This is a genomic window from Acidimicrobiales bacterium (assembly GCA_022452145.1).
In the GTDB taxonomy this organism is placed as follows: domain Bacteria; phylum Actinomycetota; class Acidimicrobiia; order Acidimicrobiales; family MedAcidi-G1; genus UBA9410.
The window spans coordinates 48,264-71,743 of record JAKURY010000003.1; the positions used below are offsets into that span (position 1 = coordinate 48,264).

21 protein-coding genes and 1 tRNA gene are annotated in these 23,480 nt (G+C 68.7%); 14 read left to right on the forward strand and 8 right to left on the reverse strand.

Annotation, left to right across the window (positions count from 1 at the left end):
• The 4 genes from MK177_01440 to MK177_01455 form a co-directional block, all read right to left on the reverse strand.
• Window positions 1–801, reverse strand: a complete 801-nt coding sequence (locus tag MK177_01440; protein ID MCH2425977.1) for an ABC transporter ATP-binding protein — start codon at window positions 799–801, stop codon at window positions 1–3.
• The gene (locus MK177_01445) at window positions 798–1,889 is read right to left on the reverse strand and encodes an iron ABC transporter permease (GenBank protein MCH2425978.1); all 1,092 of its coding nucleotides are present in this window, start codon (window positions 1,887–1,889) and stop codon (window positions 798–800) included. The genes MK177_01440 and MK177_01445 overlap by 4 nt, the downstream gene beginning before the upstream one ends.
• Window positions 1,890–1,908: 19 nt before the next feature.
• Window positions 1,909–2,793, reverse strand: a complete 885-nt coding sequence (locus MK177_01450) for an ABC transporter substrate-binding protein (GenBank protein MCH2425979.1) — start codon at window positions 2,791–2,793, stop codon at window positions 1,909–1,911.
• A 287-nt stretch (window positions 2,794–3,080) separates the two neighbouring features.
• Entirely contained in the window at window positions 3,081–3,224 is a 144-nt protein-coding gene (locus tag MK177_01455) for a hypothetical protein (protein MCH2425980.1), read from the reverse strand.
• Window positions 3,225–3,381: 157 nt separating this feature from the next.
• On the opposite strand from MK177_01455, the gene MK177_01460 reads away from it, so the two are divergent.
• Both MK177_01460 and MK177_01465 read left to right on the forward strand, forming a co-directional pair.
• Window positions 3,382–4,653: an acyl-CoA dehydrogenase family protein gene (locus tag MK177_01460; protein ID MCH2425981.1), complete on the forward strand. Its 1,272-nt coding sequence runs from the start codon at window positions 3,382–3,384 to the stop codon at window positions 4,651–4,653.
• A 10-nt stretch (window positions 4,654–4,663) separates the two neighbouring features.
• Window positions 4,664–6,082 (forward strand): phosphotransferase family protein, encoded by a 1,419-nt coding sequence (locus tag MK177_01465; protein ID MCH2425982.1) that lies wholly within the window; start codon window positions 4,664–4,666, stop codon window positions 6,080–6,082.
• A 39-nt stretch (window positions 6,083–6,121) separates the two neighbouring features.
• Here MK177_01465 and MK177_01470 read toward each other — a convergent pair.
• A tRNA-Ala gene (locus MK177_01470) sits at window positions 6,122–6,194 on the reverse strand.
• A gap of 100 nt (window positions 6,195–6,294) precedes the next feature.
• Between MK177_01470 and leuS the strand changes: the two genes are divergently transcribed.
• Entirely contained in the window at window positions 6,295–8,769 is a 2,475-nt protein-coding gene (gene leuS, locus MK177_01475) for a leucine--tRNA ligase (protein ID MCH2425983.1), read from the forward strand.
• A gap of 32 nt (window positions 8,770–8,801) precedes the next feature.
• Here leuS and MK177_01480 read toward each other — a convergent pair whose 3' ends face one another.
• Window positions 8,802–9,668 (reverse strand): PAC2 family protein, encoded by an 867-nt coding sequence (locus MK177_01480; GenBank protein MCH2425984.1) that lies wholly within the window; start codon window positions 9,666–9,668, stop codon window positions 8,802–8,804.
• A gap of 1 nt (window position 9,669) precedes the next feature.
• Window positions 9,670–10,704, reverse strand: coding sequence for a phosphotransferase family protein (locus MK177_01485; GenBank protein ID MCH2425985.1), 1,035 nt, complete (start codon window positions 10,702–10,704; stop codon window positions 9,670–9,672).
• Between the two features lie 51 nt (window positions 10,705–10,755).
• Between MK177_01485 and MK177_01490 the strand changes: the two genes are divergently transcribed.
• From MK177_01490 to holA, 4 genes are all read left to right on the forward strand, one after another.
• Entirely contained in the window at window positions 10,756–11,457 is a 702-nt protein-coding gene (locus tag MK177_01490; protein MCH2425986.1) for a tetratricopeptide repeat protein, read from the forward strand.
• Between the two features lie 89 nt (window positions 11,458–11,546).
• Window positions 11,547–11,876, forward strand: a complete 330-nt coding sequence (locus MK177_01495) for a hypothetical protein (protein ID MCH2425987.1) — start codon at window positions 11,547–11,549, stop codon at window positions 11,874–11,876.
• A complete protein-coding gene (folP, locus tag MK177_01500) occupies window positions 11,873–12,730 on the forward strand; it encodes a dihydropteroate synthase (protein MCH2425988.1) in 858 nt (285 codons plus the stop codon). The genes MK177_01495 and folP overlap by 4 nt, the downstream gene beginning before the upstream one ends.
• Window positions 12,727–13,740: a DNA polymerase III subunit delta gene (holA, locus tag MK177_01505; protein MCH2425989.1), complete on the forward strand. Its 1,014-nt coding sequence runs from the start codon at window positions 12,727–12,729 to the stop codon at window positions 13,738–13,740. The genes folP and holA overlap by 4 nt, the downstream gene beginning before the upstream one ends.
• Window positions 13,741–13,782: 42 nt before the next feature.
• Here holA and rpsT read toward each other — a convergent pair whose 3' ends face one another.
• Complete coding sequence (gene rpsT / locus MK177_01510; protein ID MCH2425990.1) at window positions 13,783–14,043, reverse strand: 30S ribosomal protein S20; 261 nt, start codon at window positions 14,041–14,043, stop codon at window positions 13,783–13,785.
• Window positions 14,044–14,241: 198 nt separating this feature from the next.
• On the opposite strand from rpsT, the gene lepA reads away from it, so the two are divergent.
• The 7 genes from lepA to prfB all read left to right on the forward strand — a co-directional run bounded on the left by lepA (window position 14,242) and on the right by prfB (window position 23,417).
• The gene (gene lepA, locus MK177_01515) at window positions 14,242–16,026 is read left to right on the forward strand and encodes a translation elongation factor 4 (protein MCH2425991.1); all 1,785 of its coding nucleotides are present in this window, start codon (window positions 14,242–14,244) and stop codon (window positions 16,024–16,026) included.
• A gap of 72 nt (window positions 16,027–16,098) precedes the next feature.
• Entirely contained in the window at window positions 16,099–17,106 is a 1,008-nt protein-coding gene (hrcA, locus tag MK177_01520; GenBank protein MCH2425992.1) for a heat-inducible transcriptional repressor HrcA, read from the forward strand.
• 3 nt (window positions 17,107–17,109) lie between these two features.
• Window positions 17,110–18,222, forward strand: coding sequence for a J domain-containing protein (locus MK177_01525; GenBank protein ID MCH2425993.1), 1,113 nt, complete (start codon window positions 17,110–17,112; stop codon window positions 18,220–18,222).
• A gap of 8 nt (window positions 18,223–18,230) precedes the next feature.
• Window positions 18,231–18,926, forward strand: a complete 696-nt coding sequence (locus tag MK177_01530) for a 16S rRNA (uracil(1498)-N(3))-methyltransferase (GenBank protein MCH2425994.1) — start codon at window positions 18,231–18,233, stop codon at window positions 18,924–18,926.
• 83 nt (window positions 18,927–19,009) lie between these two features.
• On the forward strand, window positions 19,010–19,546 hold the full coding sequence (locus MK177_01535) for a transcriptional regulator (GenBank protein ID MCH2425995.1): 537 nt from the start codon (window positions 19,010–19,012) through the stop codon (window positions 19,544–19,546).
• A gap of 78 nt (window positions 19,547–19,624) precedes the next feature.
• The gene (gene secA, locus MK177_01540; GenBank protein MCH2425996.1) at window positions 19,625–22,306 is read left to right on the forward strand and encodes a preprotein translocase subunit SecA; all 2,682 of its coding nucleotides are present in this window, start codon (window positions 19,625–19,627) and stop codon (window positions 22,304–22,306) included.
• Between the two features lies 1 nt (window position 22,307).
• The gene (gene prfB, locus MK177_01545; protein MCH2425997.1) at window positions 22,308–23,417 is read left to right on the forward strand and encodes a peptide chain release factor 2; all 1,110 of its coding nucleotides are present in this window, start codon (window positions 22,308–22,310) and stop codon (window positions 23,415–23,417) included.
• The last annotated feature ends 63 nt before the right edge of the window (window positions 23,418–23,480 follow it).

Sequence of the window (23,480 nt, forward strand, 5' to 3'; positions counted from 1 at the left end):
TCAGGTCGACTGCCTGCGTCGTACCGTCACCGTCACAGAACCGTCCTCGTCGACCTCGGTGTGGGCGTGGACCCCCCAGTGGTCGGCGATGATCCCGGGGGTGATGACCTCTGCCGGAGTTCCGTGCGTGATGAGGCGACCACCGTCCAGTACGGCGATCCTGTCGGCGAACTGTCCCACGACCGTCAGGTCGTGGAGGGTGCTTACGACGGTCAGGGACCGCTCGGTCCTGAGTTCGGCGATCAGCTCCAGTACCTCAAGTTGGTGGCCGAGGTCCAGGAACGAGGTGGGCTCGTCCAGTACCAGGATTGGCGTGTCCTGGACCAGGGCGCGCGCTACCACCACCCGCTGGCGTTCACCGCCGGACAACGTGTCCACGCTCCGGTCCATGAAGTCATCCAGTTCCAACCTCTGCAGGACTTCGAGGGTTCGGCTGCGGTCCATTTCCGAGGCCGAGAACCGCAGGCCCTGGTGGGGGGAGCGACCCAGTAGGGCGTAGTCGAACACCCCGATCCCCGGGGGAATGACGGGATGCTGGGGGACCACGGCCAGTCGGCGGGAGCGTTCCCGATTCTGTATCCCGCTGGCGTCATCGTCTCCGATCCGGACCGTGCCGGTATAGGGCAGGGTGCCGGCGAGGGTCCGCATCAGGGATGTCTTGCCAGCACCATTGGGTCCGATTACCACCAGCCAGGATCCGCCCGTGACGGAGAGGTCGAAGCCGTCGAGGACGGTCCGATTCCCGAGCACCACCGAGACGTCTGACCATGCCACCTGCACGGAGCGGTCTGCTGCCCTCATGCCGTGGATTGTCGTCGCAGGATGAGCAGGAAGAACGGTGCGCCTATGAAGGCGGTGATCACGCCTATGGGCAGCTCGGCGGGAGACCGCACCGTTCGGGCGACCACGTCGGCCAGGGCCAGGAATGCTGCGCCGAAGAGCAGGGAGAGCGGGATGACCCGTCGGTGGCTGGATCCTGCGACCATGCGAACGGCGTGGGGAACGACGAGTCCAACGAAGCCGATGAGGCCGCTGACCGCCACGGCCGCAGCCGCGCCCAACGACGCCGTCATGAGCACCAGCCTCCGGATGGTTCGTGGCCGGAGGCCGAGTGTCGTGGCCTCCTCGTCTCCGACGGCCAGGACGTCCAGCGAACCGACCGACAGCAGCAGGCCGGCCATGCAGATGGCTGCGTAAGGAACCAGAAGGCGCACCTCTCCCCAGCCGGCGGTCGATAGGCGCCCGAGGATCCATGCGAAGACCTGCTGGAGGGTCTCCGAGTTCTGCTGCTGGATGAAGGTCTGGATGGCGGTGAAGAAGTTGGCCACGGCCACACCGGCGAGGATGAGGGTGGCCGGCGACCCGGTCTTTCCCCGGCGGACGCTGAGGGTGCCGGCTGCTGCGACCGCCAGGAGGGCTCCGGCGAAGGCCGCCAGCGGAACCGGGTCGATGAAGCCGATTGCGTCCTGGAGTCTGGCCACGATGGCGATGGTTGCGCCCAGGCCGGCTCCGGCGGCGATTCCCAGGAGGTAGGGATCGGCCAGGGGGTTGCGGAATACCCCCTGATAGGCAGCACCCGATCCGGCCAGAAGGGCTCCGACCAGGAGGCCGAGCACCACCCTCGGGGCGCGCAGGTCCCAGACGATCGCCCGTTCAGCGACCGACAGCGAGGAGTCGACGTCCACGAGGGGGAGTCGGTCGACCAGCTCCAGGACTACATGCCAGACGGGTATGGAAACCGGCCCGGTGGCCACGCCCACCACTGCGGCGACCAGGACCGATGCGACGCCGACGGCCAGCCAGCGGACTCCGAGTCGGGACCTGCCGGGCCCGACAGGCCCGCTCAGCCAGCCACGGGATGCCGGTGATCCGAGCGACCGGGACGTCATCGGATCACCTCGGATCCGATCACTCGACAGAGTTGACAGCATCGACGATGGCACGCAGGAAGTCCACGATGCGCGGACCCCAACGCGAGGCCACGTCATCGTCGAGCTCGACTATGCGGCCTGTGGACACGGCCGTAAGGGTCTCCCAGCCGGGGCGCTCGGCGATCGCCGCCGCCGTCTGGGCGCAGCACTTCGTGTCGGCCAGGAAGATGATGTCCGGATCGGCATCCAGGAGGTACTCGGCCGAGAGCTGCGGATAGCCCCAGGAGGACCCGTCGGCATCGGCCGGGTCGGCGGCGTTGACGAGGCCGGCCATGGCGTAGACCTCGCCGATGAACGTCGCCGACGTGACGGTGTAGAGGGTGTCGTCCAACTCGTGGTAGTAGCTGAGGGGCTCGTCGCGTTCGGTCACCGAGGCTGCCAGGTCGGACATCTCGGCCTGCATTGCGTCCACTAGCGCAGCAGCTTCCGCAGCGTGAGCGGTGATCTCCCCGAGGGCCAGGATCTGGATGTAGGTGTCAGCAATCGTCATCGAGGCTCCCTGGAGCAGGGAGGCGACCCCGGCGGCCTCGAGGCCGGCGACCACATCGCCCGGATCGTAGGAGAGGACCACCAGGTCCGGCCGGAAGCCCAGGATGGCCTCTACGTTGGGCTCGAAGCCGCTCAGGTCCGTTACCGGGGCCTCGACGGGGAAGGTGGAGAGGGAGTCGACCGCCACCACCTTGTCGTCGGCGCCGATGGCGAAGAGCATCTCGGTCGCCACCGTCGAGATCGAGACGATGCGTGCCGGACCGGCGGGCTCGGCTGCGGCCGGGGCACCTGACATGGCGGTGGAGGTCTCCGTGCCGCCACAGGCGGCGAGGGTGAGGACGGCGAGCAGCGATGCCAGGATCTTGCGAAGCATCGGAACGGGTTCCTCCTGTCATCGAGGAGTCATCGCTCGATCGACAGGCCATTCGCAGGCCATCGGCCGAACCGAATCCCTTGCCTCGAGGGTGTCTGGTTCGTACGGCGGGGAGCTGGCTCGGACTCGTCGTCACCTTAGAGCGACGACATCACCGCTGCGGGACAGTGCCGGGATCACACCGGACTTCCGTCTCCAGACCGCGGCGGCAGTGTAGCGACTGCCCGGCCGCTCTCAGGCGAGGGCCGGACGATCGGTCTCGTCGAGTACGAACCGTGCATCAGGGATCATGTGGCCTCGCCTCGGTCAGGCCCGACGTCGGCGAACCTGGGGCCCGCGATGCCGACATGGCTGGACACCGGCCGGTTGACGAGCTGGCAGGCCAGGTCGACGGCGACGTCGAGCACCTCGTCGTGGGACAGTGGTCGCATCGGAATGCAGAATAGATCCACTGGTTAGTTTCACGCCGAGCTGAGACAGGTCGTGGTCCTGCTGGGGACGTGACGGCACTCTGCAGGAGATGACGGCCTCGGCGTGGCGGGGCCGCCGGAGATCGGTCAAGGTGGGCACAGCCACCGAGGAGGGCCCATGGACCACGACATTCCCGCTGACCTCGCGGACTACCTCGTCGAGTTGGACGAGTTCATCGAGAGCGAGATCAGGCCGCTCGAAGAGCAGGACGACAACATCAGGTTCTTCGACCACCGTCGGGAGGATGCGCGCACCGATTGGGACCGCGACGGGCTCCCCAACCGGCAGTGGGAGGAGCTGCTGGCAGAGGCACGGCGCCGGGCCGACGAGGCCGGTCACTACCGGTACCCGCTGTCAGAGGAACTGGGCGGCAGGAACGGCACCAACCTGGGCATGGCCGTCATCCGGGAGCACCTCGCCGCTAGGGGCCTCGGGCTGCACAACGACCTCCAGAACGAGCACTCGATCGTCGGCAACAACGTAGGACTGTTGCTGATGCTGGAGTACGGGAGCGACGAACAGAAGGCCGAATGGGTGCCACACCTGCTGGAGGGGACTCGTGGTTTCGCCTTCGGGATCACCGAGCCGGAGCACGGATCGGACGCCACCCACATGGAGACCAGCGCCGTGCGCGACGGGGACGGATGGGTGATCAACGGCGAGAAGACGTGGAACACCGGCATACACCGGGCGCACAGCGACATGATCCTGGCCAGGACCTCCGGCGAGCCCGGGGACGGCCACGGCATCACCGCGTTCCTGACCCCCATGGATGCCGACGGGCTGGTCATCGAGGAATACCTCTGGACCTTCAACATGCCGACCGACCACGGCCGCGTGTCGCTCACCGACGTGCGCGTGCCCCACGGCGCCATCCTCGGAGAGGAGGGTCGCGGACTGCAGATCGCCCAGCACTTCTTCAACGAGAACCGGATCCGACAGGCCGCCTCCAGCCTCGGAGCCGCCCAGTACTGCATCAACGAGTCGGTCGCGTATGCGAAGGAGCGCAGGCCGTTCGGCAGGCCGCTCTCGATCAACCAGGGGATCCAGTTCCCCCTGGTCGAGCTCCAGACGGAGTGCGAGATGCTCAGGGCGCTGGTGCAGAAGACCGCGTGGCAGATGGACGCCTACGGGGCGTTCTCGGTCTCGGACAGGGTCTCGATGTGCAACTACCGGGCCAACCGGTTGTGCTGCGAGGCGGCGGATCGGGCCATGCAGGTCCACGGCGGGCTGGGCTATTCACGCCACCGGCCGTTCGAACACATCTACCGGCACCACCGGCGCTACCGGATCACAGAGGGTGCCGAGGAAATCCAGATGCGCCGCATCGCCGGCTACATGTTCGGCTTTATGAAGCAGCAGGCCCCCAAGGGTGTCGCCGGGGACTGAGCGGCAGACGATGACCGACGTCAGGAAACTCCAGGACCTTCTAGGCGAGGTCCTGCAGAGGCTGGACGGTTTCGTGACCCTCCACTCGGTGGAGCGACTGTCGGGGGGAGCCAGCCAGGAGACCTACCGCCTCCGAGTCGAAATGGAGGACGGTGCATGCAGCCTGGCGCTGCGCAGGAGCGTCGGCCCGACCGAAGGGCGTGGCATCGGAGGGCCCGGCCTTGCAGTCGAGGCACGTCTCATGGTGCTGGCCCGTCGGGCGGGGGTGCCCGGTCCCGACGTCCGCCTGGTCCTCCGCCCGGAGGACGGCCTGGGAGACGGGTTCGTCATGGAGTGGATCGCCGGCGAGAGCCTCGGGGGCCGGATCAACCGCTCCGAGAACCTGGTCGCCGCCAGGGCTGGGCTGGCCCGTGAGTGCGGACGAGCGCTGGCGCGGATCCATTCCATCGACCTGGACTCCACGGGGCTACGCGACGTCCTGGGCGAGGTCGGCCCGGAAGACGAGGTCAGGTTGACGTGGGAGCGCTACCAGGGGTTCGGCAGTGCCCAGCCGATGATCGACTTCACCGCCCGGTGGCTCCTGGACCACCTGCCCCCCGACGGCGAGGTGGCCCTCGTCCACGGAGACTTCCGCAACGGCAACCTGGTGGTCGACCCGACCGGCATGGGTGCCGTGCTGGACTGGGAGATCGCCCACATCGGTGACCCGATGCGTGACCTGGGCTGGCTCTGCACCTCCAGTTGGCGCTTCGGCCATCCGGAGCAACCGGTTGGTGGCTTCGGCTCCTACGAGGACCTGTTCGCCGGCTACGAGGAGGAGTCGGGTCGTGTCGTCGACCCGGAGCACGTCAGATTCTGGGAGGTGTTCGGATCCTTCTGGTGGTCGATCGGCTGCCTCGGCATGGCCGACCAGTACCGGACCGGCCCGGACCGCAGCGTGGAGCGGGCGGCGATCGGAAGGCGCTCGTCGGAGTGCCAGGTGGACTGTGTGAACATCCTCATCCCAGGCCCGGTCACCGAGGTGGCCCGGGAGGGTGGCGACCACGGGCCCGACCTGCCACGGGTCGACGAGATGGTCGGCAGCGTCCGTGAGTTCCTGCGGTCCGACGTGGTTCCGGCCATAGACGGTCGGACCGGGTTCCTCGCCCGTGTGGCAGCCAACTCGCTGGACATCGTGGCCCGCGAACTGGAGTGGGGAGACGAACACCGGCATCTGGAGTGGTCCCGGTTGCGGAACCTCCTCGGCGTGGACGGCACCCTCGGAGAACTCAGGCTCCTGCTGGCCGAAGGACTGCGGGATGGGTCCGTTGCCCTGGATGCAGACGGGCTCGTCGGCCACCTCCGGCAAACGGTCGTGAACCAGGTCCTCATAGACCAGCCCACCTACCCGGGGTGCATAGCCGCACTCGGATTCGACGCCGACACCTGAAAACGAGAGCACCGCAGGTCGTTGACCTGCGGCGTCACGTGGAGCTAGAGGGAATTGAACCCTCGACCTCTTCCATGCCATGGAAGCGCTCTGCCAACTGAGCTATAGCCCCGAGGAGCCGACAATCTACCAGCGCCCCTCCGGGACACGGCTCGGCCGATCCGGGTTCGGGGGTACCTCCGGCCAGCCGACGCCTCGCTAGCCTCACGTCGATGTCCGAGCGCTACAACCCCCAGGCCATCGAGGCCCGCTGGCAGCAGCACTGGCTCGACGAGGGCACCTACCAGGTCGACAACGACGACCCCCGGCCGCCGTTCTACGTGCTCTCCATGTACCCGTACCCGAGCGGTCCGGCGCACATGGGCCACGTCCGCAACTACACGATGGGCGACCTGCTGGTCCGCTACCGCACCATGCGGGGCGACGGCGTGCTCTCACCCATCGGCTTCGACTCGTTCGGCCTGCCGGCAGAGAACGCGGCCATCACCACCGGCACCCATCCGCGCATCAACACCGAGGCCAACATTGAGGCCCTGTCCGCATCCCTGCGACGCATCGGCGCCGTCTACGACTGGCGGCGCGTCGTACGCAGCCACGATCCGTCATACATGCGTTGGACGCAGTGGATCTTCCTGAAGTTCTACGCGGCCGGCCTCGTCTACCGCGACACCGCCCCGGTCAACTGGTGCCCCGGCTGCCAGACCGTGCTGGCCAACGAGCAGGTGCTGGGCGACGGCAGCTGCGAGCGCTCGGGCGACCTGGTCGAGCGCCACGACATGGAGCAGTGGTTCTACCGGATCACCGACTACGCCCAGCAACTCCTCGACGACATGGACACCGTCGACTGGCCCGAGAAGGTCAAGGTCATGCAGCGCCACTGGATCGGCCGCTCCGAAGGGACCGAGTTCGGCCTTCCGATTGCGGACGGCGACGGAAACGCCCGCAGCGACGTCGAGCCGCTGGCCGTGTTCACCACCCGTCCCGACACCTCCTTCGGCATCACGTTCGCCGTCGTCTCGCCGGAACACCCCCGGGTCGACGAGCTGACCAGCGACGACCGGAGGGCCGCCGTCGACGCCTTCAGGACATCGGTCGAAGGCCTCAGCGAGATCGACCGCATGTCCACCACCGGCCCGCTGGACAAGCGCGGCGTGGCCACCGGTGGCCGGGTCGTGAACCCCTTCACCGGCCAGGCCATCCCGGTCTTCCTGGCCGACTACGTCCTCATGACCTACGGCACCGGGGCGATCATGGCCGTACCCGGACAGGACCAGCGCGACTGGGACTTCGCCACCGCCCACGGCTGCGACATCGTCCGGACCGTCCAGCCGCCCGACGGCTTTGACGGCGAGGCCTACCTGGGTGACGGAACGGCCATCAACAGCGGGTTCCTTGACGGCATGGATGTGGCCGAGGCCAAGGAGGCTGCTGCCGACTGGCTGGAGGCCGAGGGCCTGGGCGTCCGGAAGGTCAACTACCGCCTCCGCGACTGGCTGCTGTCCCGCCAGCGCTACTGGGGCTGCCCGATCCCCATCGTCTACTGCGAGGCCTGCGGCGAGCAGCCGGTACCGCTCGACGAGCTGCCGGTCGAGCTACCCGACGACGTCGAGTTCATGCCGACGGGTCGGTCGCCGCTGACCACCCACGACGGCTTCCTGTCGGCCACCTGCCCTACGTGTGACGGCCTGGCCAGACGCGAGACCGACACCATGGACACTTTCGTGGACTCCTCCTGGTACTTCCTGCGTTTCGCCGACCCGTGGAACGACGAGGCACCGTTCGCGTCTGACGCGGCGGCCAGCTGGCTGCCCGTCGACCAGTACATCGGCGGCGTGGAGCACGCCATCCTCCACCTGATGTACGCCCGCTTCTTCACCAAGGCCCTGGCAGACCTGGGGGTGGCGCCCGCCGGGCTGCGGGAGCCGTTCCAGCGCCTCTTCACCCAGGGGATGATCCGTCTCGGCGGTACGAAGATGTCCAAGTCCAAGGGCAACCTGGTCGCCCCCGAGCCGATCTTGGACCGCCAGGGGGCAGACGCCCTGCGTCTCGCCCACCTGCAGGTGAAGCCCCCGCAGGAGGACGTGGACTGGGAGGACTTCGGTATCGACGGGTGCGCCAAGTTTCTGGCCCGGGTCTGGCGCCTGGCCGTACCGGATTCTGACCTGGCAGCGGGACCCCGTACCGGAGATCCCACCGAAGCCGATGCCGCCGTCGACCGGGCCACCCACAGGCTCGTGGCCCGTATCACCGACGAGTACGACCGCTGGTCCTACAACACGGCGATTGCCGGGTTCATGGAGTTCACCAACACCCTCTACCGGTACGTGCAGGCGGATGATGGCCCGCACGCCGACACGCTGGCCGCAGCGGTCGACGCCCTGCTGCAGGTCATGGCCCCGGCCGCACCACACATGTGCGCCGAACTCTGGGAGATGCGACGTGGTGGCCACGTCCACGTGGAGCCGTGGCCCGAGTCCGACCCGTCCAAGCTCGTCGACGACACCGTGACGATGGTGGTCCAGGTCAACGGCAAGGTCCGCGACCGGCTCGAGGTGTCCTCCGACATCGACGAGGTGGGCGCCATCGCGGCGGCTCTGGCCTGTGGGAAGGTCGTCGCCGCCCTCGACGGGGGAGAACCTCGCAAGGTCATCGCCCGGCCACCGAAGCTGGTCAACGTCGTCGTCTGAAACGCCGGCCGTGCCAGTTGCGGCCGGGGTGCTCAGCCGTCGTCGTGGCTTCGCAGGTAGCGCTCCAGTTCGGCGGCCAGCTGCTCGCCGTCAGGTAGCTGGCCCCGCACGTCGTGGAGGTCGTCGTAGGCCGCCTCCAGCTTCTCCAGCATGGTGACGTGCTCCGGGTTCCGTGTCACCAGGTCGTCCAGGCGGGCCCGTGTGGCAAGCGCCGACTCGGCCAACGGACCGTCCTCGAACGAGACCCCGGTGAGCTCGCCCAGGCCGTTCAGCAGGGCCAGCGCCGCCGGGGGATACGAGGAGGCAGACAGGTAGTGGGGGACCTGTGCCCACAGCCCGATGGCCGGGATGCCCGTCCTGCTGGCCTCCATCTCGATTACGGCCTGGACACCGGCAGGCACCTCGATCGTGGCCGTGACGAAGTCCAGCCGCTCGGTCATCTCCGGGCTGCCTGCCGTGCAGGACAGGCGCGTGGGCCGGGTGTGAGGAACGGCTGCCGGGTATGCGCCCAGTCCCACGACCATCCTGACGTCCAGGCTGCGGCAGAGGGCCATCACAGCATCGGAGAACGCCCTCCACTCGTGGTCGGGCTCGGGGCCGTGGAGCACGAGCACGTCGTTCTCCGAAGTCGACTCCAGCAGGAAGAGCTCGATGCTCGGCCACTCCATGCGCCGGCTCACGCCGTCGACGAGGTGCAGGGTGGGTCGCCGGGCCCGATGGTCGAGCAGGCGGTCGGTGTCGAACCGGGCGAGCCTCCGACCCGGATCGCCGTCCAGGAGTCGCTGTCGGGCCGCCCTGGCCGCCCCGGCGGCGTCGATCCAGCCATCCAGGGCCAGCAGCAGGACCGGGTTCTCCAGTACCGGGACCTCGAGGACCTCCACGAGCGGTCGAGCGTCCACTTCAGGCGACCCTCGGAAGCCGCGAAGCCGTCTCGTAGGCCAGGTCGGCCAGGTCCACGACCCTTTGGCCGAACGCCTCGACGAGGCGCGGGTCGTCCTGGTCACCCATGACGCCGGCCGCATATCGGGAGTACACGCCCTCCACTATGCAGGCGATCCGCCAATAGGCGAACGCCACGTAGAAGTCCAGGTTGGCGAGGTCACGGGTGCCGTGGCGGGCGTACATCTCACGTACCTCGTCGGTTGTGGGGAACCCGTCGACCGAGGTCGGCGGAAGGATGCCGCCGGTGGTCCGCGAGTCGCCGTAGGCCACCATGCCGGCCACGTCGGCCAGGACGTCGCCCAAGGTGCACAGCTCCCAGTCGAGTACCGCGGCAACCTCGCCGTCGGGCGACATCATGCAGTTGTCCAGCCGGTAGTCGCCGTGCACGATGCCGACCCCCTGTTGGGCGGGCACGCGCTGCTCCAGCAGTTCGTGGACCTCCAGGACCCTGGGGATGTCACGGGTGGTGGAGTTCACGAACTGGGTCCGCCAGCGCTTCAGCTGCCGTTCGACGTAGCCGTCGTGGCGCCCTAGGTCGGACAGGCCCACGGCGTCCAGGTCAACGTCGTGGAGGTGGGCCAGCACCTCCACGAGCGATTCGCCCATGCTCCTGCGCACCTCGATCGGTACGCCCTCGGCGATGGCGACGTCGCGCACCACCAGGCCGGGGACGAAGTCCATGACGTAGAAGGGTGCGCCGTTCACCTCCTCGTCCTCGCAGAGCCCGACGACGGACGGGACAGGTACACCGCTGTCGGCCAGGGCGCTGATGATCCGGTGCTCCCTGGCCATGTCGTGGGCGGTGGCCAGCACGTGGCCCATCGGTGGTCTGCGCAGTACCCAGCAGCGTCCGCTTCCGTCGGCCACGGTGAACGTGAGGTTTGATCGTCCACCGGTGATCAGGTCGAATTCCAGCCCGCCGTCGACGCCACCGACCCGTTCGTCGAACCAGCGGACCAGGCTGTCGTGGTCGATCCCAGCGATGTCGGTCATTGTCCGCCGACGGTAGTGGAGCGGCCGGTCGGGCTCCCTACCCTGACCGCCATGGACGTCACCGACGCCACCTTCCAGGCCGAGGTCATCGACCGGTCACGCCAGGTACCCGTGGTCGTGGACCTGTGGGCCGAGTGGTGCGAGCCGTGCAAGTCCCTCGGTCCGATCCTGGAGAAGGTCGTAGGCGAGACGGACGGTCGGGTCGTGCTCGCCAAGGTGGACATCGACAATAACCCGGGGGCCGCCCAAGCCTTCCAGGTCCAGTCCATCCCGGCTGTCTTCGGAATGGTCGACGGCCAGGTGGCCGCCAGCTTCGTTGGCGCCCAGGGCGAGGACGCCGTACGTGCGTTCGTGGAGGGGCTGCTGCCCGCCGGCGAGGTGTCCGAGGTCGAGCGCCTGGTCGCCCTCGGTGACGAAGCCTCCCTCATAGCCGCCCTCCAGCTGGACAACGACGACGTCGCCGCCGTCACCGCGTTGGCGCTCCTGCTGGTGGAGCGGGCCGGCGACGGAGACCGGGAGGCGGCGCTGAACCTGCTGGAGCGGATCCCGGAGTCGCCCGAGACCCGACGCGTCGCGGCGATGGCACGCATCGAGCCTGTCGAGGACATCGAGGCCAGCCTCGCCGACCTGCTGGGCACGGTGAAGGAGGACGACGACTCCCGTAGGCGCTTCGTGGACCTGCTCGAGTTGCTGGGCCCCGACGATCCCCGGACGGCCGACTGGCGCCGCCGCCTTACCTCGGCGCTCTTCTGACATTCCGGGCGTAACGACGGACCCTGCGTCCGGCGACTCGCCCCCGCACAGCCTTCCCGGAACCTCAACGACCCAACGGGGGGTGTGCCGTGTCCGGACCCGTCGACCAGATCCGACGTCGGATCGACGACCTGCTCTTCGAGCGCCCAGCTACGCCGGCACACCTGACGGCTGCCGGCCTGCTGCTCCTGGCCGGCATCGGCCTGGCGGCCCTCCTCTGGTGGCCGTCGGGCCGATCCGACCCGTCCCGCCTGCCGTTCGTCACCGTGCCACTGGCATCTGTGGGTGCCAGGATCCCACCCGGCAGAGCCCGGTTTCGGGTTGGAGGATCCACCTGGGTGGTGCACCTGGAACGGGGCCGCCTGCTGGTCCGGCGGGCACCGACAGTCGTGGTGCCGCGTGTACCGTCGACCGGGTGATCGTCGAGTTGGGGTCCGGCCACCGCTACGACTGCGCGACCCGCACACTGGTCATGGGGATACTCAACAGGACCCCTGACTCGTTCTGGGATCGGGGTCGGTACTGGGACTTCGACGACTTCCTCCGCCTGGCCGAACGGCATGTCCATGACGGCGCCGACTTCCTGGACGTGGGTGGCTCGAAGGCTGGTCCGGGTCCGGAGGTGACTGAGGCAGAGGAGCTGGGGAGGGTGGTGCCGGCCGTCGAGGCCCTCCGGTCGCGGTTCGACCTGCCGATATCGGTGGACACCTTCCGGGGGCGAGTGGCCGACGAGGCGTTCGCCGTCGGAGCGTCAGTGGGCAACGACATCAGCGGCTTTGCCGACCCGACCTTCCTGCCGGCGTGTGCCCGCCACGGGGCCGCAGCGGTGGCCACCCACGTCCGGATCGGACCCCGCATCCCGGATCCGAGCCCCACCTACGGCGACGTGGTGGTCGAGGTCCGGGAGTTCCTGGCCGCCAGGGTGGAGATGGCACGGGAGGCGGGCATACCCGATGAGCGCATCATGGTGGATGCCGGCCTGGATCTGGGAAAGACGCCCGCCATGTCGGCACTGCTGCTGCGTCGGACCGACGACCTGGTCGCCCTCGGCCTGCCGGTCATCCTGTCGGCATCCAACAAGGGCTTCCTGGGCAACCTGACAGGCGAAGGAATCGACGAACGGGTCGAGCCGTCGTGGGCGGCCCATGCCCTGGGCATCGCCCTGGGATGTCGGATCATCCGAGCCCACGATGTACGTGGCGGCAGGCGGGTGGCAGACACCATGGCCGCCGTCCTGGCCGTCGACGCCGAGGCGATCGGCGTGCCGAGGTGACGCTGCCGATCGTCGTGATCTCCGGAGACGACGAGGCCCTGGTGAACGAATCCGTGCGGGCAGCGGTCGAAGCGTCGCTGGGCGCGGAGGACCGCACGCTGGCTCTCGAAGAGTTGACCGAGGAGGACTACCGGGCCGACGACGGCTTCGAGATCGCCAGACTGGTCGACGCAGCCCAGACCCCGCCGTTCCTGACCGGACGACGGGTCGTGGTGGGCCGACATCTCGGCCGGTTCGGCAACCGCGACGCCGTCGCGCCTCTCGTCGCCTACCTGGCCTCCCCGCTCGGCACCACGTCGTTGGTGGTGGTCTGGGAGAAGGGTCGGACGCCCACCCAGCAGAAGCTGAATCGGCTTCCGAAGGACCTCGTGGAGGCTGTCACCGCTGCCGGGGGAGAGGTACGGAGGGTCGGGACGGGTCGCGGTCGCGACGCGGAGCGCTGGTTGGACGAACGCCTGGACGGCGCCGCTGTGGAGTTGGACCGCCCAGCCCGGGCGCTCATCGCCAGGCGGATGGGAGAGGACCGGGCGAGGGTCGTGCCGCTGCTGGACACCCTCGCTGCGGTGTTCGGACCCGGGTCGGCACTCGGTGCAGGTGACGTAGAGCCGTTCCTGGGCACGGGAGGCGACGTGGCACCATGGGACCTGACCGATGCCATCGACCGCGGCGACGTCCCGAGGGCTCTGGACTGCCTCAGCCGCATGATGGATGCCGGAGGACGCCATCCGCTGGCCGTCATGGCCTCCCTGCACGGCCACTTCGGCCGGTTGCTACGCCTCGACGGATCGGGGATCCACGACGAGGCCGGCGCTTCGGATGCCCTGGGCATCAAGGGCTTTCCAGCGAAGAAGGCGCTGCGGGCCAGCCGGAGCCTGGGACCCCACAAGACCGCCCGCTCGATCCGGCTGCTGGCTGCGGCCGACCTGGACCTCAGGGGTCGTTCGGCCTGGCCACCGGAACTGGTGGTGGAGGTGCTGGTGGCCCGACTGGCGAGCCTCACCCGGCGCTAGCAGGCCGCCGGTTGGTGCCGGGGTCGAGGGCGAGGCGCAGCCTCAGCCTGAGAGGGCGTCGAGGCGCTTCTGGAGCCGAGACTTGCGACGGGCGGCGGTGTTTGGGTGCAGGACCCCGCTGTCACAAGCCCTGTCGATGCGCCTCATGGCGGCAGCGGCTGCCTCGGCGGCGTTCTCGCCGGTCTCGGCAGCCTCGACGGCGTTCTTGATGCGGGTCTTCAGCTCGGTGCGCACGGCGCGGTTGCGGACGCGACGAACCTCGTTCTGGCGGTTCCGCTTGATCTGGCTCTTGATGTTCGCCACGGGGGAGCGTCCCTGTTCGTCGGTGGGTACTGGTGCGTCGTTGGCGACGGGGCACGGTCGGATGACCAACCGGCACGAGCAGAGATCCTACCGCTGGTGCCACGGGAACGGTTCTCCACGGGGCGTGACGCCTGCCCGTTCCGGGCAGCGCGGGCTGTCGCCGAGGATCCGACGTCCGCCGGTACCGTCTGCGGGGACATGGACCTCTCGCGGCTGCGCAACACGTCGATCATCGCCCACATCGACCATGGCAAGTCCACCCTCGCCGATCGGATGCTGGAGCTCTGCGGTGCCGTCGACCCCCGGGAGATGCGGGCCCAGTACCTCGACACCATGGACCTGGAGAGGGAGCGGGGCATCACCATCAAGCTCCAGAGCGTGCGCCTGGACTGGAAAGACACGGTCGTCAACCTCATCGACACCCCAGGCCACGTGGACTTCAGCTACGAGGTGAGCCGTTCGCTGGCCGCCTGCGAGGGAGTGATCCTGGTGGTGGATGCGGCCCAGGGGATCGAGGCCCAGACGTTGGCCAACTGCTACCTGGCGCTCGAGAACGACCTTGAGATTGTGGCGGCCCTGAACAAGATCGACCTGCCGGCCGCAGAGCCCGACCGGTATGCAGAGGAGATCGAGCAGGTCCTGGGCATCCCGGCCGAGGAGGTGCTCCACATCAGCGCCAAGACCGGGGAGGGCGTGGCGGCGCTGCTGGACGCGGTCGTCGGACGCACCCCGCCGCCGGCCGGAGATGCGGACTCCCCGCTGCAGGCCCTCGTCTTCGACAGCCACTTCGACCAGTACCGGGGCGTGGTGTCCTCGGTCCGGATCGTCAACGGTCGGCTCAGGTCGAACGCGTCGCTGCGGTTCATGCAGGCCGGGGCGGTCCACCAGGTGGACGAGATCGGCGTTCGTCGGCCCGAGATGACGTCGGTAGACGAGCTGGGTCCCGGGGAGGTCGGCTACCTGCTGGCAGGGATCAAGGACGTGGGCGAGGCCCGCTCGGGCGAGACGGTCACCACCAGCCGGGATGGCGCAGAGGTCGCCCTGGAGGGCTACAGGGAGCCGAAGCCCATGGTGTTCTCCGGCCTCTATCCGATCGACGGCGACGAGTTCAACGACCTGCGGGACGCCCTCCAGAAGCTCCGCCTCAATGACTCCAGCTTCACCTACGAGCCGGAGACCTCCGGCGCTCTCGGTTTCGGATTCCGGTGCGGCTTCCTGGGGCTTCTCCACATGGAGATCGTGAGGGAGCGCCTGGAGCGGGAGTTCAGCCTCAGCCTCATCACCACCGCACCGTCGGTGGAGTACAGGGTGACGAGGACCAGCGGCGAGACCATCGAGATCGACAATCCCTGCGACCTTCCGGCGGCCGGGGAGATCGCAGGCATCGAGGAGCCGTTCCTGCTGGCCACCCTCCTCACGCCGTCCGACTACACGGGCACCCTCATGGAGCTCTGCCAGGAGCGTCGCGGCGAGCTGGAGAGCATCACCTACCTCTCCCCGGAACGGGTCGAGTTGAAATACCACCTCCCGTTGGCCGAGGTGGTCATCGACTTCTTCGACCAGATGAAGAGCCGGACCCAGGGGTACGCCAGCCTCGACTACGAACCGGAGGGATACCGGAGCTCCGATCTGGTGCGGGTGGACGTACTCCTCCAGGGCGAGCCGGTGGATGCCTTCTCCATGGTGATCCACCGGACGGCCGCCGATGTCTACGGCCGGAAGATGACGGTCAAGCTGAAGGAGCTCATACCGCGTCAGCAGTTCGAGGTGCCGATCCAGGCCGCCATCGGTGGGCGGGTCATAGCCCGCCAGACGGTGCGTGCCTTCCGCAAGGACGTGACGGCCAAGCTCTACGGCGGCGACATCACCCGCAAGCGGAAGCTGCTGGAGAAGCAGAAGGAGGGCAAGAAGAAGATGAAGTCCATCGGGCGCGTCGACGTGCCCCAGGAGGCCTTCATCTCAGCCCTCAGGCTGGGCGACTGAGAGCCGTGGGGTCGGCTCCGACCCCGGTCGCCGGATCTGTCCGGCATCTGGCCTGCCGATAGCATCGGAGCCGTGTTGGAGGACCGGAAGGCGACGATCCTGAGCGCCGTCGTGGAGGAGTACATCCGGACGGCCCAGCCCGTCGGGTCGGCACGCGTCGCCGCATCCGACGCCGTTGACGTCTCGTCGGCGACGATTCGCAACGAGCTGGCCAACCTCGAGGAGCAGGGCTACCTGGAGCAGCCGCACACCTCGGCAGGCCGGGTGCCGACCGAGAAGGGCTACCGCTTCTTCGTTGACCACCTCGAGGGCCCGACCATGTTGGACACAGCGGACCGCGAGCAGGTCAGGGCCTTCTTCAGCCGGTCGCACCGTGAGATGGAGCAGATGCTCGCCGACACCAGCAGCCTGCTGGCCGAACTCACCGGGAGTGCGGCGGTGGTCCTGGCCCCGGACCGGGACCACCAGGAGGTGCGATCAGCCCAGGTCGTGGGCCTCACCCCGGGCCTGGCCCTGCTGGTGATGGTTATGGCCAACGGCACGGTCGAGAAGCACACGCTGGAATTGGCCGGTGATGCCGCGGAGCCGACGGAGGCCACCCTGGCCGTGGCGGCCGCCCACCTCTCCGGGGCCCTCATAGGCCGTCGTCTGAACGCCGTTCCCAGTGCTCCGATCACCGGGGAACCATCGGTGGACGCCGTGCTGCGCACCGTCACGAACGTGCTGTCCGAACGTTCGGGCCATGCCGACAAGGCGTGGGTAGGTGGTACAGCCCAGGTAGCGGAGGCGTTCGGCGAGGTCGAGCGGGTCCGCCGGGTGCTGGACGTCCTGGAGCGGCAGTTCGTCGTGGTCGCCCTGGTGAAGGACGTGATCGATCGGGGACTGAGCGTAGCCATCGGAACGGAGACGGGGCTGGAGACGCTGTCCGGTTGTTCGCTGGTGGTGGCCCCGTACGAGATCGAGGGGGAACCGGCAGGCTCCATAGGGGTGCTCGGGCCGACGCGCATGGACTACTCCCAGGCGTTGGCTACTGTGGCCGTCGTGGGTCGTCGGCTCGGCGACAGCCTCACCGGGGGCTGACCGGTGCCACGCGACCACTACGGGGTCCTCGGGCTGGACCGGGATGCGTCGCCCACCGAGGTCAAGGCGGCATACCGGCGCCTGGCCCGCCAACACCATCCGGACGCCAACCAGGGTGACCTGGCGGCAGAGGCAGAGTTCAAGGCCGTGGCCGCGGCCTACAAGGTCCTGTCCGACCCAGAGGGGCGCCGGCACTACGACCGCTTCGGGCATGAAGGACCCACCGTCGGCATGGCCGGCGATCCCTTCGGCGGCATCAACGACATATTCGAGTCGTTCTTCGGCGGCGCCGGAGGATTCGGCGGTGGAGGGCGTGGCAGGTCAGGACCGATAACCGGGGAGGACCTCGAGACGACCCTGCTGGTGGACTTCGTCGACGCGGTGTTCGGGTGCGAGGAGGAACTGACCGTCCGGACCGCGGTGGCGTGCACCTCCTGTGAGGCGACCGGCTCGACGCCGGGCACCTCGGCGCAGCGTTGCGAGGGCTGCCGGGGGACCGGTCAGGTCCAACGGGTGCGACAGTCGCTGCTGGGCCAGATGGTGACCAGCGCGGCCTGCCCGACCTGTTTGGGCCGTGGTGAGGTGGTCCCGGATCCGTGTGCGGACTGCCGGGGCGAGGGGAGGCGGGTCGAGGAGCGCACCTTCACGGTCAATGTCCGTGCCGGGGTCGACGAGGGCACGACGCTGCGCCTCACCGGGCGTGGAGCCGTCGGGCCGCGGGGTGGCCCGGCCGGAGACCTCTACGTGCACGTCAGGGTCAGGACCCACCCGGTGTTCGAGCGCCATGGCCAGGACCTGGTCCACCGGCTGCACGTGCCGGTGACCCAGGCGGCCCTCGGTGTCCAGCTGGACTACGAGACGCTGGACGGAACCGAGGAGCTTCGGATCCCGGCCGGCACGCAGACCGGGGAGGTGTTCCGCTTCCGGGGACGCGGGGTGCCCCACCTGCAGGGAAGGGGGCGCGGCGACCTGGTCATCGAGGTGGTGGTGGACACCCCGACCGGCCTCAGCGCCGACGGAGAGGATCTCCTCCGGACCCTGGCCAGCGAGCGCGGCGAGACAGTCGCCGAGCCGGAGGACGGCCTGATCTCCAGGATCCGGTCGGCCTTCCGGTAAGGGTGTCGATGAGCGGTGGGCTGCCCGACGGCCGGGGCGGCCCCCATGCCTACGTGGAGGACCTGGACGATCCGGTCCTGTCCGCCGAGGATCGCCACCACCTGTCCAGGGTCCTGCGCCTTCGGGACGGCGACCCCCTCACCGTGTGCGACACCGCGGGTCGCTGGCGGGCCGCCCGCTTCGGCGCCGGGCTGGACCCGTGTGGCGATGTGGTGGACGTGCCGCCGCCGTCACGGGAGGTGTCGGTGGGCTTCGCCCTCATCAAGTCCGGACGGCCGGAGCTGGTGGTGCAGAAGCTCACCGAGCTTGGGGTCGACCGGATCCTGCTGTTGTCGGCCGAGAGGTCGGTGGTCAGATGGAACGCCGACAGGGCGGTGGCCCAGCTGGCCAGGCTCACCCGGGTGGCCAGGGAGTCCGGCATGCAGTCGCGGCGGGTTCGGCTACCGGTGGTGGAGTCGATGGTGTCGGCGGAGGTGGCGGTGGGCCGCACCGGTGTCGCGATGGCCGAGCCGGGTGGCGAAGCGCTGGACGACGACGTGGGGCTGCTCCTGGTCGGACCGGAGGGTGGCTGGACCGACGCCGAGTTGGGCGATCGTCGGCGGGTGGGCCTCGGGCCCACGGTGCTGCGGGCCGAGACGGCGGCCATTGCCGCCGGCACCCTGATGGTGGCCCTGCGCGACGGTCGGTTGTCGGCGGCTTCCTGACCGAGCGTGCTCCGACCCGCTCCACAGGGTCATCCTGATCGCTGGTTGTCGACCACGCAGCGCGGTCGGTACGGTCACGTCTTGTGGTAGGAGAAGATCGCGCCGGCATCCACCGGGACGAGGCCGAGTACAGCAACCGGCTCGGGGAACGCATCCGGCTGATCCGCCGGCAGAAGCGGCTCTCGTTGCAGGACGTCGAGGCCAGGTCGGAGTCGGAGTTCAAGGCATCGGTCCTCGGGGCCTACGAACGCGGTGAGCGCGCCGTATCCATACCCCGACTGCACCGCCTGGCGTGCTTCTACAGCGTGCCCGTTGACCAGCTCCTACCGACGGCCCACCGGGACGGTGGCGACGACCCCTCGACGGGGTCGGCATGGAGCCCGGGACAGAAGGTGGTGATCGACCTGGTCGGGCTGGAGGGCGTCTCGGGACCTGAGGTCGACCTGATCCGCCGCTACCTGGGGATCATCCAGGTCAAGCGGCAGGACTTCAACGGACGGGTCCTCACCATACGCGGCGACGACCTCCAGGCGCTCGCCGCCATTCTGGGAACCGGCGTCGACGACGCGCCGGCCCGGCTGGCCGAGATGGGCCTCCTTCGGCTCCCTGCAACCTCCTGACCGGTCAGCCGGCGGGTCCCACGGTGCTCGCCGGAGCCACCATCGCCAGAACCCCCGGCCGGTAGCCTCGGCCGGACCATGAGTCTGTTCTCGCGCGTCCTGCGCAGCGGTGAGGGCCGCAAGGTCAAGGCCCTGGAGTCCCTGGTCCCCGACATCAACGCCCTCGGCGACTCCATGTCGGCCTTGGGCGACGACGAACTGCAGGCCAAGACCGACGAGTTCCGCCAGCGACTGGAGAACGGCGCCGAGCTCGACGACCTGCTGGTCGAGTCCTTCGCCGTGGTCAGGGAGGCGGCTTGGCGAGTGATCGGCCAGCGCCACTACGACGTCCAGCTCATGGGCGGCATGGCGCTCCACCTCGGCTGGGTGGCCGAGATGCGCACGGGCGAGGGCAAGACCCTGGTCTCGACGCTGCCCGCCTACCTCAACGGCCTCTCGGGACGCGGCGTCCACCTCTGCACGGTCAACGACTACCTGGCCAGCCGGGACGCCGAGTGGATGGGCCAGATACACCGGTGGCTCGGGTTGTCGGTCGGCCTCGTGTTACCCGACGTCCGCGACCGGTCCGAGAAGCGGGCCGCCTATGCGTCCGACATCACCTACGGGACCAACAACGAGCTGGGCTTCGACTACCTGCGCGACAACATGGCCATGTCCGACGTGGAGAAGGCCCAGCGCGGCCACGCCTTCTGCATCGTGGACGAGGTCGACTCGATCCTCATCGACGAGGCGCGGACGCCGCTTATCATCAGCGGGCGGCTCAGCGAGGCGGCCGCCCTCTACAAGCGGTTCGCCGCCGTAGTCAGGGGCCTGGAGCCGCACCACCACTACGACGTGGACGAGGAGAAGGGCATCGTCGCCCCGACCGAGGAAGGGGTCCATGCCGTCGAGGCGGCCCTCGGCGTCGACAACCTCTACGACCAGGTGTCGGCCAACCTCGTCCACCAGTTCCACGCCGCCCTGAAGGCCAAGGAGCTCTACAAGCGGGACAAGGACTACATCGTCGTGGACGGCGAGGTCCGGATCGTGGACGAGTTCACCGGAAGGGTGCTCGAGGGACGACGGTGGTCCGATGGGCTCCACCAGGCCGTCGAGGCCAAGGAGGGGGTGTCGATCAAGGAGGAGAACCAGACGCTCGCCACGATCACGCTCCAGAACTATTTCCGTCTCTACGAGAAGTTGGCAGGCATGACCGGAACCGCCGAGACCGAGGCGGCCGAACTGGCGGGTATCTACGGCCTCCAGGTGGTGCCGATTCCCACCAACCGTCCGCTCGTGCGCTTCGACCAGAGCGACCTCATCTTCAAGTCCGAGGCGGGGAAGTTCGAAGCGGTGGTCGACGACATCGTGGACCGTCGTGAGGCCGGCCAGCCGGTGCTGGTAGGCACCGTGTCGGTCGAGAACTCCGAGCGGTTGTCCCGGGAGCTCGACAAGCGCGGCATCGACCACGAGGTCCTGAACGCCAAGCAGCACTTCCGCGAGGCCGAGGTGGTGGCCCAGGCCGGTCGTCCCGGAGCGGTCACCGTCGCCACCAACATGGCCGGCCGCGGCGTGGACATCCTGCTAGGTGGCAACCCGGTGAACCTGGCCGAGCGTGAGGTGCGGGCTGCTGGAATGGACCTGGCCACCCCGGAGGGTGAGGCCCTGGTGGCCGAGCTCCTGGAGCGCTTCGAACCGGAGTGCGCCGGGCTGGGCGACGAGGTACGGGCCAGTGGTGGCCTGTATGTGCTGGGTACCGAGCGCCACGAGTCGCGCCGGATCGACAACCAGCTCCGGGGTCGTAGCGGCCGCCAGGGAGACCCCGGTGAGAGCCGCTTCTACCTGTCGCTGGAGGACGACCTCATGCGCCTCTTCGCCTCGGACACCATTCGGGGCGTCATGGACAGGGCACTGCCGGAGGACGTGCCTATCGAGTCGAAGATGGTTACCAAGGCCATCGAGAGGGCCCAGACGACCGTCGAGCAGAAGAACGCCGAGGTTCGCAAGAACGTCCTCAAGTACGACGAGGTGATGAACGAGCAGCGCAACGTCATCTACCGGCGCCGCGACCAGATGCTCACCGACTCGGAGATGCGCGACGAGGTGCTGGAGGTCCTGGCCTCGGTGGTGGACGGAACGATCGAGGCGCACTGCGGCTCGGGGCTCCCCGAGGAGTGGGACCTCGACGGCCTGCGGGCGGAGGTGGACACCTACTGGCCGCTGGGCCTGGATGCCGAGGCACTGGCCGAGGCGCGCAGCACCGACGAGCTGTACGAGGTCCTGACGGCCGACGGCATGGAGGTGTACGAGGGACGCGAGGAGGAGCTCGGCACCGAGGCCATGCGCGAGGTCGAACGACAGGTGATGCTCTCCATCATCGACCAGCGCTGGCGCGAGCACCTCTACGAGATGGACCACCTACGGGAGGGCATCCACCTCCGGGCGATGGGCCAGCGGGATCCCGCCACCGAGTGGAAGCGCGAGGGATTCGAGCTGTTCAGCCAGCTGGACGACCTGATCGGACGGGACTTCCTCCGCTACGTGATGCGGGTCCGGATCGTCAGGGCCGACGACTCGGCCCAGCCGTCAGACATGACGACCAGTGGGCCGGAGGGCCCGGTCCTAGGGGCGGCGGCCGCCGCCGGGGTGCCGGCCCGGGTGGAGGAGTCGACGCCCACGAGGGTCGCGACAAAGGTCAACACCGAGTGGGAGAACACCCCACGGAACGCGCCGTGCCCGTGCGGGTCGGGCCGCAAGTTCAAGCACTGCCACGGGGGCTGACGTGCAGGACTTCGCCCCAGACCTCGCCGCGCTCCGGACCCGACTGGCGGAGGCGTTCGGCTACCTGCGGATCACCGAGCTCGACGAGCGCAGGGTGGTGCTGGAGGCCGAGATGGCTGACCCCGACCTCTGGAACGACCAGGACCGTGGACGGCGTGTCCAGAAGGACCTCTCCAGCGTCGTGGAGGACCTGGACTTCCACGCAGACCTGACGGCACGCCTCGAGGACGCCGAGACGCTGGCCGAGATGGCGGCCGAGGAGGGCGACGAGAGCTTGGATGGAGAGATCGGCGAGGCGGTGGCTGATCTGGCCACCCGCCTTGACGCCCTGGAGCTCCGGTCGCTGTTCTCAGGGCAGTACGACGAGGGCGATGCCGTCTGCCACGTGCAGTCCGGGGCCGGCGGGACCGACGCCCAGGACTGGGCCGAGATCCTGCTCCGGATGTACGGACGATGGGCCGATCGCCGGGGTTTCGAGCTGGTGGTGGAGTCGATCTCGGAGGGGACCGAGGCCGGCATCAGTTCAGTGGAGTTCGTGGTGAGGGGCCGGTACGCCTTCGGACTCCTCCAGAGCGAGCGCGGCGTACACCGTCTGGTGCGCATCTCGCCGTTCAACAAGGAGTCCAAGCGGCAGACGGCCTTCGCCTCGCTCCAAGTGGTGCCCTTCTTCGACGAGGTCGTCGACGAGGTGGAGATTGACGAGACCGACCTGCGGATCGACACCTACCGCTCCTCGGGAGCCGGGGGGCAGCACGTCAACGTCACCGATTCGGCTGTTCGAATCACCCACCTGCCGACCGGGATCGTGACCTCCTGCCAGAACGAGCGCAGCCAGCACCAGAACAAGGATCGGGCCATGCAGATGCTGGCGGCCCGCCTGCTCGACCTGGAACGCCAGAAGCGCGACGCTGAGTTGGCCGAGATCGGTGGCGAGCAGCGGGGCGTGGACTTCGGGAGCCAGATCCGCTCCTACGTCCTGCAGCCGTACCAGATGGTGAAGGACCTCCGTACCGGGCACGAGGTGGGTGACGTGGCCGGAGTGTTGGACGGCGCCCTGGACGGCTTCATGGAGGCGTACCTGCGGTGGCTCCGCTCCCGGACCGAGGCCTGAGCCTCCGACCGTCCCGGCCCGGCATCCTGTCCGCCCTGGCCCCCCGGGGCGCCGCGATCCGTG

Coding starts and splice junctions, on each gene's coding strand:
- MK177_01440 (MCH2425977.1), bottom strand. CDS start 801: ATGAGGGCAGCAGACCGCTCCGTGCAGGTGGCATGGTCAGACGTCTCG.
- MK177_01445 (MCH2425978.1), bottom strand. CDS start 1,889: ATGACGTCCCGGTCGCTCGGATCACCGGCATCCCGTGGCTGGCTGAGC.
- MK177_01450 (MCH2425979.1), bottom strand. CDS start 2,793: ATGCTTCGCAAGATCCTGGCATCGCTGCTCGCCGTCCTCACCCTCGCC.
- MK177_01455 (MCH2425980.1), bottom strand. CDS start 3,224: ATGCGACCACTGTCCCACGACGAGGTGCTCGACGTCGCCGTCGACCTG.
- MK177_01460 (MCH2425981.1), top strand. CDS start 3,382: ATGGACCACGACATTCCCGCTGACCTCGCGGACTACCTCGTCGAGTTG.
- MK177_01465 (MCH2425982.1), top strand. CDS start 4,664: ATGACCGACGTCAGGAAACTCCAGGACCTTCTAGGCGAGGTCCTGCAG.
- leuS (MCH2425983.1), top strand. CDS start 6,295: ATGTCCGAGCGCTACAACCCCCAGGCCATCGAGGCCCGCTGGCAGCAG.
- MK177_01485 (MCH2425985.1), bottom strand. CDS start 10,704: ATGACCGACATCGCTGGGATCGACCACGACAGCCTGGTCCGCTGGTTC.
- MK177_01490 (MCH2425986.1), top strand. CDS start 10,756: ATGGACGTCACCGACGCCACCTTCCAGGCCGAGGTCATCGACCGGTCA.
- lepA (MCH2425991.1), top strand. CDS start 14,242: ATGGACCTCTCGCGGCTGCGCAACACGTCGATCATCGCCCACATCGAC.
- MK177_01530 (MCH2425994.1), top strand. CDS start 18,231: ATGAGCGGTGGGCTGCCCGACGGCCGGGGCGGCCCCCATGCCTACGTG.
- secA (MCH2425996.1), top strand. CDS start 19,625: ATGAGTCTGTTCTCGCGCGTCCTGCGCAGCGGTGAGGGCCGCAAGGTC.